The organism is Nakamurella sp. GG22 (assembly GCF_052976845.2).
Genome location: NZ_JBRIIO020000002.1, coordinates 129559 through 146525 on the forward strand (window position 1 = coordinate 129559; position 16967 = coordinate 146525).

Annotated in this window: 17 protein-coding genes; 3 read left to right on the forward strand and 14 right to left on the reverse strand. The window is 70.3% G+C overall.

What is annotated here, in order from left to right; translation table 11 throughout:
- The first annotated feature begins 340 nt into the window (after positions 1 to 340).
- Positions 341 to 1075 carry a DUF5995 family protein gene (locus ACVBEQ_RS02935; protein WP_447152170.1) on the forward strand — a complete coding sequence of 245 codons (735 nt, stop codon included), beginning with the start codon at positions 341 to 343 and terminating at the stop codon, positions 1073 to 1075.
- On the forward strand, positions 1072 to 3333 hold the full coding sequence (locus ACVBEQ_RS02940) for a putative bifunctional diguanylate cyclase/phosphodiesterase (protein ID WP_447151929.1): 2262 nt from the start codon (positions 1072 to 1074) through the stop codon (positions 3331 to 3333). The genes ACVBEQ_RS02935 and ACVBEQ_RS02940 overlap by 4 nt, the downstream gene beginning before the upstream one ends.
- Before the next feature lie 81 nt (positions 3334 to 3414).
- Here the strand turns inward: ACVBEQ_RS02940 and ACVBEQ_RS02945 are convergent, their stop codons facing one another.
- From ACVBEQ_RS02945 to ACVBEQ_RS02955, 3 genes are all read right to left on the reverse strand, one after another.
- Positions 3415 to 3660, reverse strand: coding sequence for a DUF2630 family protein (locus ACVBEQ_RS02945; RefSeq protein ID WP_447151930.1), 246 nt, complete (start codon positions 3658 to 3660; stop codon positions 3415 to 3417).
- 70 nt (positions 3661 to 3730) lie between these two features.
- Positions 3731 to 4126 (reverse strand): type II toxin-antitoxin system VapC family toxin, encoded by a 396-nt coding sequence (locus ACVBEQ_RS02950; protein ID WP_447151931.1) that lies wholly within the window; start codon positions 4124 to 4126, stop codon positions 3731 to 3733.
- A complete protein-coding gene (locus tag ACVBEQ_RS02955; protein ID WP_447151932.1) occupies positions 4127 to 4375 on the reverse strand; it encodes a type II toxin-antitoxin system Phd/YefM family antitoxin in 249 nt (82 codons plus the stop codon).
- 149 nt (positions 4376 to 4524) lie between these two features.
- Here ACVBEQ_RS02955 and ACVBEQ_RS02960 point away from each other — a divergent pair, with 149 nt between their 5' ends.
- On the forward strand, positions 4525 to 5085 hold the full coding sequence (locus tag ACVBEQ_RS02960; RefSeq protein ID WP_447151933.1) for a hypothetical protein: 561 nt from the start codon (positions 4525 to 4527) through the stop codon (positions 5083 to 5085).
- A 44-nt stretch (positions 5086 to 5129) separates the two neighbouring features.
- On the opposite strand, the gene ACVBEQ_RS02965 is transcribed toward ACVBEQ_RS02960, so the two are convergent.
- From ACVBEQ_RS02965 to rimP, 11 genes are all read right to left on the reverse strand, one after another.
- Positions 5130 to 6068, reverse strand: a complete 939-nt coding sequence (locus ACVBEQ_RS02965) for a bifunctional riboflavin kinase/FAD synthetase (protein ID WP_447151934.1) — start codon at positions 6066 to 6068, stop codon at positions 5130 to 5132.
- 76 nt (positions 6069 to 6144) lie between these two features.
- A complete protein-coding gene (truB, locus tag ACVBEQ_RS02970; RefSeq protein WP_447151935.1) occupies positions 6145 to 7110 on the reverse strand; it encodes a tRNA pseudouridine(55) synthase TruB in 966 nt (321 codons plus the stop codon).
- Positions 7107 to 8528 (reverse strand): MFS transporter, encoded by a 1422-nt coding sequence (locus ACVBEQ_RS02975; protein WP_447151936.1) that lies wholly within the window; start codon positions 8526 to 8528, stop codon positions 7107 to 7109. The genes truB and ACVBEQ_RS02975 overlap by 4 nt, the downstream gene beginning before the upstream one ends.
- A complete protein-coding gene (locus tag ACVBEQ_RS02980) occupies positions 8525 to 9193 on the reverse strand; it encodes a GntR family transcriptional regulator (protein WP_447151937.1) in 669 nt (222 codons plus the stop codon). Before ACVBEQ_RS02980 ends, ACVBEQ_RS02975 begins: the two co-directional genes overlap by 4 nt.
- Positions 9194 to 9273: 80 nt before the next feature.
- A complete protein-coding gene (locus ACVBEQ_RS02985) occupies positions 9274 to 10281 on the reverse strand; it encodes a DHH family phosphoesterase (RefSeq protein WP_447152171.1) in 1008 nt (335 codons plus the stop codon).
- A gap of 202 nt (positions 10282 to 10483) precedes the next feature.
- The gene (rbfA, locus tag ACVBEQ_RS02990) at positions 10484 to 11062 is read right to left on the reverse strand and encodes a 30S ribosome-binding factor RbfA (RefSeq protein ID WP_447151938.1); all 579 of its coding nucleotides are present in this window, start codon (positions 11060 to 11062) and stop codon (positions 10484 to 10486) included.
- 66 nt (positions 11063 to 11128) lie between these two features.
- A complete protein-coding gene (locus tag ACVBEQ_RS02995; protein ID WP_447151939.1) occupies positions 11129 to 11452 on the reverse strand; it encodes a DUF503 domain-containing protein in 324 nt (107 codons plus the stop codon).
- A gap of 144 nt (positions 11453 to 11596) precedes the next feature.
- Positions 11597 to 14527: a translation initiation factor IF-2 gene (gene infB, locus ACVBEQ_RS03000; RefSeq protein WP_447151940.1), complete on the reverse strand. Its 2931-nt coding sequence runs from the start codon at positions 14525 to 14527 to the stop codon at positions 11597 to 11599.
- 83 nt (positions 14528 to 14610) lie between these two features.
- Positions 14611 to 15018, reverse strand: coding sequence for a YlxR family protein (locus ACVBEQ_RS03005; protein ID WP_447151941.1), 408 nt, complete (start codon positions 15016 to 15018; stop codon positions 14611 to 14613).
- A 107-nt stretch (positions 15019 to 15125) separates the two neighbouring features.
- Positions 15126 to 16136 (reverse strand): transcription termination factor NusA, encoded by a 1011-nt coding sequence (nusA, locus tag ACVBEQ_RS03010; protein ID WP_447151942.1) that lies wholly within the window; start codon positions 16134 to 16136, stop codon positions 15126 to 15128.
- Positions 16133 to 16786, reverse strand: coding sequence for a ribosome maturation factor RimP (rimP, locus tag ACVBEQ_RS03015; protein ID WP_447151943.1), 654 nt, complete (start codon positions 16784 to 16786; stop codon positions 16133 to 16135). Before rimP ends, nusA begins: the two co-directional genes overlap by 4 nt.
- Between the last annotated feature and the right edge of the window lie 181 nt (positions 16787 to 16967).

The window sequence follows — 16967 nt, forward strand, 5'->3', positions numbered from 1 at the left end:
AAATATCCGGGTGCAGACAAATTCAGGTGGATTCTTGGCCTCAATGTGACCCGCCGTATGTGTAGAGTCACTGACGGATGTCATCACCACGCTGTAGCGCTGGTTGAACTCGATCGGTGCGGGGGCGCCTACTGAGAGTTGAGGCGACCAAGTGAATACCCGTCGTCAGCGCGGACTCGCCACCATCGTTGCAGTGTGTGTCGCGTTCTCGGTCGCATCGACGACGCCCGCGGCGGCTGCCGATCCACCATTCGTCGGTTGGTCGGCGACGATTCCCGCTCTGACATATCGGTACGAACCGACCAGCCTTGACGACTGCGTTGCAGGCCGGCCGTCGTGTGTGGCAGACACCATCCGGGAAATGCACAACCGCTTCACGCCATTGGCATGGAGCTGCAGCCACCAGGCCATCTTCACCTTGGCCTATTTGCGCACCACCGAGCAGTACCTGAGCTTCAGCGGAGAACCGGGGTTTCTCCGGGATCCGGCTTTTGTCAACCATCAGGATGTCGCGTTCGCGCAGATGTATTTCGACGCCTATGACAATTTCGCGGCGGGCCGGATCGCCCAGGTTCCCCCCGCCTGGCGGGTGGCATTCCGCGCAGCCGACGGCAACCAGGTCGACGGCATGGGGGATTTGCTGTTGGGGATGAGTGCCCACGTCAACAGGGATCTGCCTTTCGTGCTCGCCGCCATCGGTCTGACGATGCCCGACGGCTCCAGTCGCAAGCCTGACCACGACCAGATCAACATCATGTTGAACCACGTCGTCCAGCCCCTGGTGGAAGAGCTGAGCGCCCGCTTCGACCCGTCGATGGCGATCGCCCCCACGCCGTACGGCATCGGCTTCACCGGGCTGATGCAGACGCTCATCGTGTGGCGTGAGGTGGCCTGGCGGAACGCGGAGCTGCTTGTCGCGGCGCCGACCGCCGCCGCCCGGGACGTTGTCGCCGCTCAGATCGAGGTCTCCGCTGAGGTGACCGCCAACGCGCTGATGGCAGCCAGCAGGTACCTGCCGCCACTGAAGACGACGGAGCGGCGGGACGACCATTGCGCCGCGCACCGTAGCCGGTGACACACTCCATCGGCAGGCGCTGGTGGGGATCGATCGGGTCCCTCGAGAGCGCGCGCGACGCCTCGCCTGCCGCTGGGTTGAGCCCCCGTCTGCGCTTCGTCATCGATGGCGTCCTGATCGCGACGGCCGTCACCGTCGCCGTGCTGGCAACCCAGCGGGTGCTGCCCGCCGAGCTGATGCCGTGGTGTCTCGTGTGGGTTGTTCTCGCGGCGTTCGCGCTGCTCCCGCCCCGCCGGGCAGCCGCGCAAGCCGCTGTGGTTCTTGTCGTCGGCGCGCTGTCAGCGGTTGCCGTGGGACTCGATGCCGGTAACGGGGATGGCGGTCTCTCGCCCGCCGCCCAGTGGCTCCCGGTTGCCATCACCGTCGCAGTGATCCTGGTGGTGATGCGCCGGATGAGCCGCTTCTTGCACCAGCGGGCCGTCATCGCAGAGGCGGTCGCCCAACTCGGCCAGCAGGCGCTGGTCGTCAGCGAACCGGATGAGCTGCTCAGTGCAGCGCTCGGCGTAGCGGTGCGGGTGTTGCGCACCGAATACGGAACCGCTCTCCGGCGGCTCGCCGATGGCCGGCTCGTGGTGGCCGACGAGTTGGGCCCCGACTCCTTCCCCGCAGGAACCATCATTCCGCTGGCAGCGCGTGGCTCGTACGCCCTGCACGTGGTCGAGACCGGAATGCCTTTCGTCTCTTCGGATTTGCGGCGGGACGGTCGGATCACGCCGCCGACTCCGCTGATCGCCCGCGGCATGGTGAGCGGGATTGCCGTGCCACTGCTGGGCGGACAGGGGACCGTGGGCGTGCTGGCAGTCCATGCGCGTCGGGTTCGCCGGTTCACCGCCAGCGAGGTCGCGATGCTGCAGGCGATGGCCAGTGTGGTCGCCACCGCGTGGGAGCAGGTAGAGCTGCGGGAACGGCTCAGCCACCAGGCGCTGCACGACCCGCTGACCGGTCTGCCGAACCGGGCTCTGCTCCTCGATCGGCTCGGCCAGGCCCTGAGCCGGCGGCCAAGTTCCCGCGACAGCGCGGCGCGGGTCGCCGTTGCCCTCATCGATCTGGACGAGTTCAAGGCAGTGAACGACGGACTGGGCCACGCCGCGGGGGATGACGTGCTCAGAACGGTCGGGAATCGGCTTGCGTCGGCCGTCCGTCCCGCCGACACCCTCGCCCGGTTCGGCGGCGACGAGTTCGCGTTGCTCTGCGACGGCGTGCCTGACGAGCAGGAGGCGGTCGCGATCGTGAACCGCCTGCTCGTGGCGGCCGCGGCCCCGCTGGCAGTGGAAGGGGCCGTGCTCACCATCACCGCAAGCGCAGGTGTTGCGCTGACCCCGGGCGATTTCTCACCCGTACCGACGGCCGAAGCGTTGCTGAGAGAGGTCGATACGGCGCTGTACCGGGCGAAGCACCATGGCGGCGCAAGGGCCGAGCTTTTCGACCAAAACATGCAGATCCAGGCCCAGGCACGGGTGTCGTTGGAGGTCGAGTTGCGCCGGGCAATCGACCGGGACGAGCTGGTGATCCACTATCAACCCATCCGATCGGTCGTGGACCACCACGTGACGGCCGTGGAAGCCCTGGTCCGCTGGCAACACCCCGTGCGCGGGCTGCTCGCCCCTGCCGAATTCCTGCCGCTGGCCGAGCAGACCGGCCTCATCGTGCCGCTAGGGCGGTGGGTGCTCCGTACCGCCTGCCGTCAGGCTGCCGAGTGGCAACAGGGAAGGCAGGGGGGCCCGGGCGGCCGGCTTCGCATCGCGATCAACGTTTCTCCTCGTCAACTCGAGGATCCTAAATTGCCGGCTTTGGTGGCGGAGGTCGTCGAGGTCACCGAGCTGAAGCCCGGCACGCTCAGCATCGAGCTCACCGAGACCGCCCTGTTCGACGAGAGCGACGTCGGGCACGTCGCCCTGACCAGGTTGGTCGCCGCAGGAGCCACCTTGATTCTGGACGACTTCGGCACGGGGTACTCGTCACTCACCCACCTCGCCCGGTTCCCGATCGAGGCGTTGAAGATCGACCGCAGCTTCACTGCCGGGCTGGACAAGGATCAACGGGACACAGCCATCGTGTCCGCAGTCATTGCGCTCGGTGCGGAACTGGGCGTCGACGTCATCGCCGAGGGCGTCGAAACGCCTGCGCAGCTCGCGACGCTCCGGCGAATGGGGTGCCCCGCGGTTCAGGGATTCATGTTCGATCACCCGCGGCCCCAGCCGATATGGGAACCATCCGTTGGCCGGGTCTTGGCCGCCGGTCATCGCGGAATGGCGTGATCAGGTGCCGCGGCGCACAGCGGACGTCACCGTCCGACTGACGGCTCCGACCGTTCCGCCGGTGGGCAGCGGCCGCCGCGATCACTGCAGGTAGTGCTCGACCTCGTCGACGGGGCGCGCCTGGGCGTCGTCCGGGTTCTGGCCGAACTCGCGCTTCGCGCGCCGCTGGCGGAGCAGGTCCCAGCACTGGTCCAGAGCGCCTTCCAGCTGGGCGAGCCGGTCGCGCTCCTCCTCCGCCGAGAGTTCGCCGTCCCGCAGCCTCGTCCGGAGCTGGTGCTCCTGGTCGACGAGAGTCGTTATCTGGGAAAGGATCTGGTGCTCATCCACCTGGGTTGCTCCTTCTGGTTCCGGCGCCGACATCACGGTCGTCATCAGCTGACCGCACGTTACGCTCCCGTCAGATCTCGATCACGGTCACCAGGTGATCGATTCCGCGGAAGTCGGCGCCGTCGCGGGTGTAGAGGTCGAGTCCGTTGGCGTGCGCGGAGGCGGCGATAAGAAGGTCGGCGAATCGGCTCCGCGGCGTGCGCCCTTCGGCCAGGATGGCCGCGACCACGAGCCCGTAACTGCGCACCGCCGCGGCGTCGAAGGGAATCGGTTCCAGTTTCGACTCGACCTCCTGCAAGCGAGCCTGCCGTCGCGCGGCTTCGTGCGGCCCGTGCGCGAGGTGCGGACCGGCAGCGAGCTCCGCCGCGGTGATCGCCGAGATCGCTGCCTCATCCGGCAGAGCCCTGACGACAGCCGGGTCATGCCAGTCGATGACGACCGACGTGTCGAGCATCCCGGTGGACATTCACCACCCCTGATCGATCGCGGCATCCAGATCCGCACGGAACCGCTCGCGGTCGATGCGCACGTTCGCGGCGGCCAGCGCCGCGACCTCCGCCCGGGAGATGAACGTGCGCCGACCGGCTCGTAGGGGTCGAAGCTCCGCGACCGGTTCTCCGTTCCGGGTCACGATGAACGTCTCGCCGGCCGACACCGCCTCGATCACCTTCGCGTTGTCGTTGCGCAGCTCGCGCTGTGCGATTGTTCTGGCCATGCCCAACCGTAGCGCGTGATGCTACGTCCGGCTACGCCCCGGCGAACGAAACCGCTGCACGTGCGAGCCCACCTCAGGGCGGACAAACCGGTCGCCGCGTACGGTTGCCGCACCGTCAAGAGTCCAGATCTGACAAGGAAGGTGGGCCGGTGGGCGACGGCGACGCTGCGCCAACGGACACCATCCGACTTCCGCTGGACCCCGCCAAGGCGGTCCGGAGCGGGACCTTCGATCCGCTCGCGCTGCTCATGCTGTGGGCACTGCGCTGCGCAACCATCACCGTGGTGATCGCCGGCCTCATCTATGCGCGAGTCGTCACCGAGCGGTTCGACGTCGTGCCGGAGATCAGCACCCCCGCCCAGGCCCTCCGCGTCCTGCTCACGCCGTTCGCGGGCCTCGCCATCGCGGTCGCCCTGCGTTTCGCGGTCGACATCGGCGCGCTCGCGCTCGCCTACCCGTTCAGCCGGCGGGCCACCGGATCGGCGGTCGGTCCGGACCTGCGCCGACCGTTCCTGGTCTGGGCCGACCGGCTGCATCTGGTCCGCGCCTACCGGTCGCTGCGTTGGACGACCTCCGTTCGCGCCCACGCCGCCGACCGGCTCGGGCGGTGGGGGCGGGTCCTGAAGATGGCCGGACCCGCCCTGCTGATCGCCGACATCGTCCTCGTGCTCGCGCTGGTGGTCGTGGTCCTCGCCGCGCATTCGTCGTGACGACCACGCCCGGGCTTCACGCGGCCGGCGTTGGCGCTTGATTATCAGCCGGCAACCCCGAGCACCGTCCTGGTCCGCGCGACGTCGTCGTCGATCTGCGCGATGAGCGCCTCGACCGAGTCGTAGCGCACCGTGTCACGCAGCCGTTCCACGAAGTCGAAAGCGACGCGTCGACCGTAGAAGTTGCCGCCCTCGTCGATCACGAACGCCTCTACCGTCCGCACCCGCCCGGAGAACGTCGGGTTCGTGCCGATCGAGATCGCCGCGGGCGAGCGCCGGGTGCCCAGCACGAACCAGCCGGCGTAGATCCCGTCCGCCGGGATCGCGGCATGCGGCACCGTGTCGAGATTGGCGGTGGGGTAACCCAACTCGCTGCCGCCGCGGCCCTCGCCGTGCACCACGAAACCCTCCACCCGGTGTGGCCGGCCGAGCGCCTCGGTGGCCGCCGTGACGTCACCCGCCGCGACGCAGGAGCGGACATAGGTGGAACTGACGGTGACCGCATCGGGTTCGGTGACCAGGCCGATCCCGTTGACCGTGAAGCCGAACCGCGGGCCGAGCTGCCGCAGCAACTCCACCGAGCCGGCCCCGCGATGGCCGAACCGGAAGTTCTCCCCCACCACCACGTTCGCCGCGTGCAGCCGGTCGATGATCACGTCGTGCACGAATTCCTCCGCGCTGACCTGGGACAGCGCGACGGTGAACGGCAGCACCAGGAACGCGTCGACGCCGAGTTCGGCCACCAGCTCCGCCCGCCGGCGCAGGGTGGTCAGCTGCGCTGGGTGGCTGCCCGGCCGCACCACCTCGGCTGGGTGCGGGTCGAACGTCATCAGCACGGTCGGCATCCCCAACGCCCGGCCGGTGCTGACCGCCTCCCGGATCAGCGCCTGGTGGCCGCGGTGCACGCCGTCGAACACTCCGATGGTCAGCACGCAGCGCCCCCAGCTCGCGGGGATCTCGTCGGTGCCGCGCCAGCGCTCCACGCCATTGCTCCCTCGGGGTCGGTGCTGCTCGCCGCTCAGCGTGCCACGCGCGGCGGCACCGGACGTGATCCGGGTGTCAGCCGCTCTGCCAGCCGAGAACGGATCGGGCCACGCCAGCGGTTTCGACCACCAGCGCGACCAGCGCGCCCGCCGGATCGAAGGCGCCGTACGTGCCGGCAATCCCGGCGGCGGTGACGGTCCGACCGTGCCGCAGGTCGAGCGCCTGCGTCTGGTCGACCTGACGGGTGGGAAAGGCCGCACGGACCGCGTCGGCGGCCGGCAGCACCCGGGCGGCGATCGCCGCGGCGGCCTCCTCGGTGACCGGCGGCCGTTCCCCCGGTGCGCGTCCGCCGTAGACGTCGACCGCGTCGCCGACTTCGAACGGCCCGACCCTGGCCCGCCGGAGCGCGGTGAGATGACCGCCGACGCCCAGCGCCGCGCCGAGATCCCTTGCGAGCGAACGGATGTAGGTGCCGGTGGTGCACTCGACGACGACGTCCAGATCGATCAGGTCGTCACCACGGCGGATCGGGCCGACGATCTCGAACCGGCTGATCGTCACGGGGCGGGCGGCCAGTTCGACACTGACGCCGCTGCGCACCAGGTCGTAGGCGCGCCGGCCGCCGACCTTGATCGCCGACACCGAACTCGGCACCTGCAGGATCGGTCCGGTGAGCGCGGCGATTCCCCCCTCGATGTCGGCCTCGGCCACACCGTCGACCGGGGCCGACGCGATCAGCGTCCCGTCGGCGTCGTCGGTATCGGTCTGCCGGCCCAGCCGGATCGTCGCCGAGTAGGTCTTGTCGGTCAGCGCCAGGTGGCCGAGCAGCCTGGTCGAACGATCGACGGCCAGCACCAGCAGGCCGGTGGCCATCGGGTCCAGGGTGCCGGCGTGCCCGATCCTGCGGGTGCGCAGCACATGTCGCAGCCGGCCGACGACGTCGTGCGACGTGCAACCGGAGGGCTTGTCGACCAGCAGCAGGCCACCGCCGGGCGGCAGCGGCGGCGCGGGCCGATCGTCGACCGGTCGGGGCGCTCTCATCCGGCGTTCTCCGGCTCGGCGTTCTCCGGCCGGGCCGGCGGGCACCCGCTGCCAAGCGAGGTGCCGGGTGAGGTACCGGGCGGCATGTCGACCAGGTCCCACCGGTGCGCGGTGAGGACGACGGGAACGTCCTCGCCGCGGGCGGCCGCCTCGAGGACGCCCGCCCGGGTGCGGAGCAGCCAGGTGACCATCCGGAAGATGCCCAGCGCGGTCACGGTGGCGATGGCGACGAACGCCAGCCGGTAGGCGTCGACCGAGTGGCTCTCCACACCCGGTTCGGCCCAGTCCAGGATCTGACCGACCGCGAACACCATCGCGACGGACCCGAAGAAGCCGCCGATGTTGACCAGGCCGGTCGCGGTCGAGATGCGGTGCGCGGGGTTGTAGTCCCGGGCCAGCATGAAGCCGACCGAACTCGCCGGGCCGCCCACCGAGAAGATCGCGACCACGAGCACTACGACCGCGAACGGCGGCCGGCCGCCGGGCCAGAGGATCAACGTCAGCCACCCCGTGAGGCAGGACAGCGCCACCGCCACGGCCAGCGGCCCACGGATCACCGGGCGCCTGCTCAGCAGCGGACCGATGATCAGGTTCGCCATCAGACCGCCCACGACCAGCACCAGCAGCAGCGATGACGCGGTCGCCGGTGCGTATCCCAGCGCCTGGGTCAGGTAGGGGAAGCCCCACAGCACGGCGAATGCGGTCGGCCCGGCCATCGTCGACAGGTGGACCCAGAACGCCAGCCGCCCGGCGGGCAGCCGCCAGGCGCCGCGCACGTCGCGCAGCACGCGACGGCCGCCCGGTTCGCCGTCGGTGCGGACGGGATGGGCGTACGGAGCGGCCACCCCGGGCCGGAGCAACAGCAGGGCATAGGCCAGCGAGATGCCGCCGGCGATCGCGAACGTGGTGGTCCAACCCAGACCGGACAGCATCAGGGTGAGCGGCACGGTGGCCACCACGTTGCCCGCCATCCCGGCGAGCCCGGTGAACGTGACCATCATCGGGTAGCGCCGGCCGGGGAACCATCCCGCGACCAGCCGCAGCACCGACACGTAGGTCATGGCGTCGCCGCAGCCGAGCAGCCCGCGGGCGACCAGCGCCATCGGATAGTTCTCGACCTGGGAGAACAGCAGTTGGGCGGTTCCCATCGTGAGCGTGGCGGCCAGCAGCATCCGGCGGGGGCCGAACCGATCGACCAGGACACCTGTCGGCACCTGCATGGCCGCGTACACGCCCAGTTGCAGCATGACGAAGGAGCTCAGCTGCGCCGCGGACAGGTCCAGTCGCTCGACGGCCTGCGGGCCGGCGACGCCGAGCGTGCTGCGATGGAAGACGGCCAGGAAGTAGACGCCGGCGCCGACGGCCCACACCCATCCCGACGCAGCCCGGGCCCGGCTCAGCAAGACTGCGGGCGTCATACGGTCACCCCGCGCAGGTGCCGGTCGGCGGTGGCCAGGTGCTCGTCGGTCAGCCGCCGGGCGAGCGACAGATCGGCGGCGCCGATGGCTGCGGCGATCGCCTCGTGATCGCTGATGGTGACCGCCATGCGGATCGAATCGGGCCGGCCGTCGGCGGTGCGCATGGTGGTCGCACCCATCCGCAACTGCCGGTCGCGCAGGCCGGCGTAGACCTTGATCAGGATCGCGTTGCCGTCGGCGGCGACGATGGTGGCGTGGAATTCGCGGTCGGCGGCGGTGTAGCCGGCGATGTCTCCGGCGGCGGCCGCTGCCCGCAGGTCGGCCAGCGGCGTGGCCAACGCGAGCGCGACGGCGGGTCCCCGACCGCAGGTGATCGCCGATGCGGTGCAATGGTTCTCGATCAGCAACCTGGTCGCGAGGACGTCCCGCCATTCCTGCGCCGTCACCGGCAGCACCAGCGCGCCGCGCTTGGGCAGCAGCCGCACCATCCCGTCCGACTCCAGCCGCAACAGGGCCTCCCGGACGGGCGTACGGGACACCCCGGTCTCCAGCGCGATGTCGCCCTCGGAAAGCAGGTCGTGGTCGGCGTAGCGGCGGTCGAGAATCCCGGCGCGCAGGTGGTCGTAGACCCGGTCGGCGGCCGACCGGTGGCGTGATGCATCCATGATGTATCTATCCTGCGGGGAGCACCCTCCGCCGATCAAGCCCACCGTGCCGGGCAGTGGGCGATCTCACCGAGCGGGCTTCACTTGTCCAAGACGGCGCGCAGGGCATCGACGGCCAACTGCGGATCCCCGTGGTGGGTGAAGCCGGCGGCGCGGACGTGCCCGCCCCCGCCCAGCAGCTCGGCGGCCGCCGCGACGTCCACCGGCCCCTTCGACCGCAAGGACACCTGCCACTGCTCGTCGTGGGTCTGCTTGAGGACGGCGGCGACCCCGGCTTCCTGCGCGGTCCGGATGATGTCGATGACCGAATCGAGCTCTTCGGCGCGCAGCCCCTCCCGGGTCTGCGTGTCGATCACCGTGTAGACCAGCCCCTCGCCGTGAGCGGCGTCCGGATCCAGCACCGCCGCACCCAGCACGTCGGACAACATGGACAGCCAACCGAACGGGTGCGAGTCGGTGATCGCGTGCATCAGCTCGGGTGGGCGGACGCCCGCGTCGATCAGCCGCGCCGCGAGCAGGTGCGAGGCAGCGTCGGCGTGCCGGAAGTGATGGGTGTCGGTGGCGAGACCCGCGTACAGGTTCTCCGCGATGTCACGGTCGATCGGCACCCCGAGGCGATCCAGGATTCGTGCGACCAGGATGACGGTGGCCTGCGCCGCGGCGTCGACCAGGTGGAACTGGCCGAACCTGGTGTTCGAGGCGTGGTGGTCGATGACCAGGCTCTGCCTGCTGGTGGTGAGCAGTGCGGCAAGTGCCCCCAGCCGCTCTGCCGATCCGACGTCCAGGCTCACCAGCAGATCGGGCCCGGCGGGCAACTGGTCGATCGGCAGCACCAGGTGGGCGCCGGGCAGTCCCTGCAGCGATTCCGGGATGCCACCCGGTTCGGCGAACGAGACGGCGACCGGGATCCCGCGTCGGGACAGACCGAGGCCAAGGGCCAGTGCGCTACCCAGGGCGTCGGCGTCGGGCTGGATGTGCGCCAGCAACACGACGTCCTTGGCCCGCAGCAGAAGCTCGACCGCAGTGTCCAGATCGGTGTCGACGGAGCCGTCGACATCGTCCAGCACGACGTCCTGAAGGGGTGGCACGATCGCCGGCGTGCGGCGCGCCCTGGTGGTACGCGAGCGCGACCTGGTCGCACGGGTATCCGTCACGTCACCTCCCGGTCGTGCTCCCCGGCAGCCCGGGCGGTGTTGCTGGCGATGGTGTCATCGATCTCTGGTGGCGTCCATGCCCGTCCCGCTGGCTGGACCCACCAATCTGCGGTGCCCGAACGCAGGCACCGCTGTGTCACCGTACCCGTCGGCTCGCGGGCTCGGTGGTGCCGGCGAAGCCGTCGTGGACAACCTGCGGACTGCCGTCCACCGGATCGCCGTTGGATGCGTCCGCATCGAGGTCCTCCGGGTACCGGTCGTCGGCGCCGGTGGTGTCCTCGTCGTCCGCCTCGGCAGCCCTCGGCACCCGGTACGGGTCGGGCTCTCCCGCATAGCTGGCGCCCGCGGCCCGCTCGGCGACCTGCGCGTCGGCCGAGCGTGCAGCCTCCAGCAGTTCGTTGATCCGGTAGGCGTTCTCGGGGACCGTGTCGAGCTTGAACACCAGGGTGGGGGTGAACTTGATGCCGGTCTGCGCGCCCACCGCCGAGCGCAGGACCCCGGTCGCGCTGGCCAGCGCCATCGCGGTGCCCTGGATCTCGTCGTCATCCCCGTAGACCGTGTAGAAGACCGTCGCCTCGCGCAGATCGGGCGTGACCGTCGCGGCGGTGATGGTGACCATGGCGAGCCTGGGGTCCTTGACCTGGTGCTGCAGCTCGGTGGCGACGATCGCCACGATGCGCTTGGCCAACCGACGGGCCCTCGCGGAATCTGCCATGGCTGATGGTCCTTCCTCTCGTGCCGGGCGCTTCTGGCTCCGCGCCCGTCCCAGTTCTGTTTCGGGTCAGTCGTCGTTCGTGCCGATCAACCGCCGCCGGGTCGACAGCAGTTCGATCTCCACCTCACCCGCCACCTCCCGCTCGCAGGTGTCCAGCACACGGTGCACCTGGGCGGCCTCGCCCGCGACGGCGGCCACCGCGATCAGTGCCCTGCGGTGCCGGTCCGGGTCCCCGGTCTCGGCGACCGCGACGTCCAGCCGCCGCAGCCGAGCGATCACCGGCCGAATGACGGCGCGCTTGTGCTTGAGCGAATCCACCGCGCCGAGCAGCACGTCACACTCGAGGATTCCGACGAAGGTCTCCCCTGCGCCTCCACCCGCGATGATCATGACGAAACTCGCACGAATGTGGCTCGACACGCCGTGTCGGGCGCAAGCTTTGCCATGATCAACACCAGCCGGATCAACACCAAGGGGAGGGCGCGCCGCGGGCCGCCGTCAACGACGACCCGCGCGCACCCCACCTGGTGACCGCTACGCGCGCGGCTTCTCCCGCGTCTCGTAGGTCTCGATGGTGTCCTCGATCTCGATGTTGTTCCAGGAGCCGAGCCCGATACCGCACTCGAAGCCCTCGCGGACCTCGGTCGCATCGTCCTTGAACCGGCGCAGCGAATCGATCTGCAGGTTGTCATTGATGACCACCCCACCTCGCAGCAGCCGGGCCTTGGCGTTGCGGCGGATCTCTCCGGACCGCACGATGCAGCCTGCGATGTTGCCGAACTTGGAGGACCGGAAGATCTCCCGCACCTCTGCGGTACCGGTCTGCACCTCCTCGAACTCCGGCTTGAGCAGACCCTTGAGCGCGTTCTCGACCTCGTCGATCGCCTGGTAGATCACCGTGTAGTACCGGATGTCGACACCCTCGCGGTCGGCGAGTTCCTGCACGCCGCGCACCGGCTTCACGTTGAAGCCGATGACGATGGCCTGCGTCGTCGCCGCCAGGTTGATGTCGTCCTGGGTGATGCCACCGACACCGCGGTGCACGACCCGCAGGTCCACCTCGGCGCCCACGTCGAGCTTGAGCAACGAATCCTCGAGCGCCTCGACGGTGCCGGAGTTGTCGCCCTTGATGATCAGCGTGAGCTGCTCGATCTTGCGCTCGGCCAGGGCTGCGCCCAAGTCCTCCAGCGAGATCCGCCTGCGGTTGCCGATCTGTGCCTTGCGGGCACGGGCCTGCCGGCGCTCGGCGATCTGCCGGGCGACGCGGTCCTCCTCGACGACCATGAACGAGTCGCCGGCGCCGGGCACCGAGGTGAACCCGAGCACCTGCACCGGACGCGACGGGGTCGCCTCCGACACCTGCTCGCCGTGATCGCCCAGCATGGCGCGAACCCGGCCGTAGGCGTTACCGGCGACGATCGAGTCGCCGACGTGCAGCGTTCCGCGCTGGACCAGGACGGTCGCGACGGCGCCGCGGCCACGGTCCAGGTGTGCCTCGATGGCCACACCCTCGGCGTTCATGTCCGGGTTCGCCCGCAGGTCGAGAGCCGCGTCGGCGGTCAGCAGCACGGCCTCGAGCAGGCCGTTGATGTTGAGCATTGCCTTCGCGGAGATCTCGACGAACATGGTGTCGCCGCCGTACTCCTCGGCGACCAGCCCGTACTCGGTCAGCTGCTGCCGGATCTTGTCCGGGTTGGCGCCTTCCTTGTCGATCTTGTTGATCGCCACCACGATCGGCACGTCGGCAGCCTTGGCGTGGTTGATCGCCTCGACCGTCTGCGGCATCACGCCGTCGTCGGCCGCGACCACCAGCACCACGATGTCCGTGGACTGCGAACCACGGGCACGCATGGCGGTGAACGCCTCGTGACCCGGGGTGTCGATGAAGGTGATCAGCCGCTCCTGGTCGTTCAGGTGGGTGGCCACCTGGTAGGCGCCGATGTGCTGGGTGATCCCGCCGGCTTCCTTGTCCACCACGTGGGTGTTACGGATGGCGTCGAGCAGCTTGGTCTTGCCGTGGTCGACGTGACCCATGACGGTGACCACCGGCGGCCGGATGACGAGATCGCTCTCGTCGCCCTCGTTCTCGCCGTAGGACAGGTCGAAGGAGTCGAGCAGCTCGCGGTCCTCGTCGTCCGGGGAGACGATCTGCACCTCGTAGCCCATCTCGGAGCCCAAAAGCTCGAGGATGTCGTCGGACACCGACTGTGTTGCGGTCACCATCTCGCCGAGATGGAACAGCGCCTGCACCATCGAGGCCGGGTTGGCATCGATCTTGTCGGCGAAGTCGGCGAGCGAGGAACCCCTGGCCAGCCGGACCACGCTGCCGTTGCCGCGGGGCAGCGCCACGCCACCGATCGACGGGGCCTGCATGTTGTCGAATTCCTGACGGCGCTGCTTCTTGGACTTGCGACCCTTGCGGGCCGGTCCGCCCTGACGCCCGAAGGCGCCGGCAGCTCCACCACGGCCGCGACCGCCGCCACCGGGACGGGCTCCGCCGCCTCCGGGACCACCGGTCGAACCGCCGGGACCGCCGCGGTAACCGCCGCCGCCGGCGGGTGCCCCACCGGGACCGCCAGGGCCGCGGTAACCACCGCCGCCGCCGGGTGCGCCGCCGGGACGGGCGCCACCGGGTGCCGGGCGGCCGCCCGGGGTGCCGGGACGCGGGGCGCCGCCGGGCGTGCCGGGACGCGCACCGCCGGGGCCGGGCCTGGTGCCGGGTGCGCCGGTACCCGGAGCGCCGCCGGGGCGACCTGCGGGTGGGCGCGGCACACCGGGAACGCCGCCGGGACGCGGCGGTGCACTGCGCTGCTGGGTGCCGAACGGGTTGTTGCCCATCCGCGGCGGGCGCGGGGCTCCGGGAACGCCGCCGACCGGCCGGGCCGGCCGGGGAGCGGGCGCCGGTGCATCGGCCCTGGCTGCCGGAGCCGACGCGCCGTTGCTCTCGGCCGCGGCGGCCGGACGCTCGGGCGCGGCCGGTGCCGTTGTCGGTGCCTGGAATCCCGGACCGGCTGAACCGGTCACCGGAGCGGCGGACGTCGCCGCGGCCGGTGCAACCGGCTGCGCGGCTGCCGGTGCTGCGGGTGCCGGAGCTGCCGGAGTTGTCGGTGCTGCCGGCGCTGGAGCCGCGGCGGCCGGTCGGGCCGGAGCGGGTGACGAAGGGCGGGCGGCCGGGGCCGGGGCAGCTGCTGCTGCCGGCCGGGGGGCTGCACCGCCGGGACGACCCGGACCGCCGGACGGCGCCGGGGAGGTGCGGGGTGCCGAACCGTTGGTCGGCTGGTCCGACTTCGCTGCGGCCGGCGCGCTGGCCGGGAACGCGTCACGAAGCTTGCGGACGACGGGGGCCTCGATGGTCGAGGACGGGGATTTGACGAACTCACCCATGTCGGTGAGCTTCGCCATGATCTCTTTGCTGGTCTTGCCGAGCTCTTTCGCAAGCTCGTGTACGCGGGCCTTGCCTGCCACTGCTCTCCTTAGGGATGAGGGTGGCGGCCGGTCGTAACTGCCCGCGCGCCCTCTAGATGTGCCGGTTGCTGCTCATTGCTGCTTCACGGCGTGCTCACGTTGGGTCGACCTGCTTTCTTGTTCTTCAGGCGGCTCTGCGATCGGCTGCCGGTGGCGATCCGATCGTCGGTTCCGATGTTCCCCTGAGGATCCAGGAGTACGCGAACCCGGGTCGTGTCGAGTTGTCCGGGGACCCGGAGGGCCCGACCGAACGCCCGACGGCGCTCTGCCGCGTCAAGGCATTCTGTGGAGGAATGCAGCCACGCTCCCCGACCGGGGAGCCGGTGCCGAAGATCAGGGATGACAACCCCGTCGTCAGCCACGACGCGCAGTAGATCAGTGGACCGTTCACGCCCCCGGCAACCGATGCAGGTCCGAACCGGAACGTGAGGTCCAGCTGGATCTGCGGTGACACTCGATGCGGCGTCCGGGATCGACGAACGTGCCGACATGGAAGTCTACCGCCTCTGTCGTTGGATGGACGACGTCGTCACCGGTTGATCGCCCCACGGGTGCCGCGCGCTCGCCGGCCTGCGCGTCCCGCTCACCGCGCACCGGGTCAACGCGGACTGGGGGCGTCGGCGGGATCGTCGGATGCGGCGTCGCTGCGGATGTCGATCCGCCAGCCGGTCAGCCGGGCGGCGAGCCGGGCGTTCTGGCCTTCCTTGCCGATGGCGAGCGAGAGCTGGAAGTCGGGCACCACCACCCGCGCCGCGCGGGCCGCGGCGTCGACGACGGTGACCGACAGCGCCCTGGCCGGTGACAGCGCGTTCCCGACGAACGTTGCCGGGTCGTCGTCGTAGTCGATGATGTCGATCTTCTCGCCGCCGAGTTCGCTCATCACGGCGCGGACCCGCGAGCCCATCGGGCCGATGCAGGCGCCCTTGGCGTTGACCCCGGGGACGGTGGGCCGGACGGCGATCTTCGACCGGTGACCGGCCTCTCTGGCCACCGCGGTGATCTCCACCGAGCCGTCGGCGATCTCCGGCACCTCGAGCGCGAAGAGCTTGCGGACGAGGTTCGGGTGGGTGCGCGACAGGGTGATCTGCGGTCCCCGCGGACCGCGGGACACCGACACGACGTAACAGCGCAGCCGCTGCCCGTGCGTGTAGGTCTCCCCCGGCGACTGCTCGGCGGCCGGGATGATGCCCTCGACGTCACCGAGGCTGACGACGACCACGCCGCGGGCATTGACCTTGGCGTCGGCGGAGACGGTGCCGGTGATCAGGTCGTGCTCGCGACCGGCGAAGTCGCCGAAGGTGCGCTCGTTGTCCACATCGCGCAGCCGCTGCAGGATCACCTGGCGGGCCGTGGTGGCCGCGATCCGGCCGAAATCCTCCGGCGTGTCGTCCCACTCGCGCAGCACGTCGTCGGGCGAGTCGCCGGTTTCCTGCGCCCAGACGGTGATCTCGCCGGTCTTGCGGTCGATCTCCACCCGGGCGTGCCCGGCGTGGCCGAGGGTGTGCCGGTAGGCGGTGAGCAGCGCGGTCTCCAGGGTGTCGATCAACGACCCCAGTTCGATGCCCTTCTCCTTTTCGACGGCGCGCAGCGCGGCAATGTCGACGTTCATCGGGTCACTCTCTCGTCTTCGTCTTCGGCATCGTCTTCGTTTTCGTCCGCGTCCGTGTCCGCGTCTTCGTCGTCGTCGGGGTCGGCATCGTCGGCGTCCACGTCTTCGAGTTCCGCGTCGTCGTCCGGCTCGACCGGCGGCTGCACACCCAGCAGACTCAGCACCGCGGCCGACGGCGGGCTGAACTCCACCTCGACGCGGGCCCGGGTGATCTCGGCGAGCGGGATGGAGATCTGGCTGACCCCCTTGCGACCGGACAGCACCAGCGTCACCGCGGTGTCGTCGACCCCGAGCACGTGACCGGCGGTGTCCTTGCCGTCCACGGTGGTCACCGAGACGAGCCGGGTCCTGGCCCGGCGGAAGTGCCGCGGCAGGGTCAGCGGCCGGCCGATGCCGGGACTGGTGACCTCGAGCGTGTAGGGGGCGGATCCGGTCGGGTCTGCCTCCCCCGCCGCGTCGAGCCGCTCCGAGATCGCCCGGCTGACCTCCGCTGCCGCGTCCAGCGTCACACCGTCGTCGCCGTCGATCACCACCCGGACGATCCGCCGGCGCCCGGCAGCGCGGACGGCGAGCTCTTCGAGGTCGAAGCCGGCAGCGGTGACGACCTCGTTGACCACCTCGTGAAGCTGACGTTCGTCGCCGCTCCCCATCGTTGCCTCCTCCTGCGCCATCGGCGACCGAGCAACCCGCGGTATGCAGTTGTCGTGGTCCACGGCCGGCCGGACGTGCCGGTGACCGATCCGGAAGCCTATCGGGCTTCCGCGGCGCCGTTGTCCGATCCAGCGCCCACGTGACGACCAGCACGGCCTGGAGGTGGGACGCCGGCGGCGG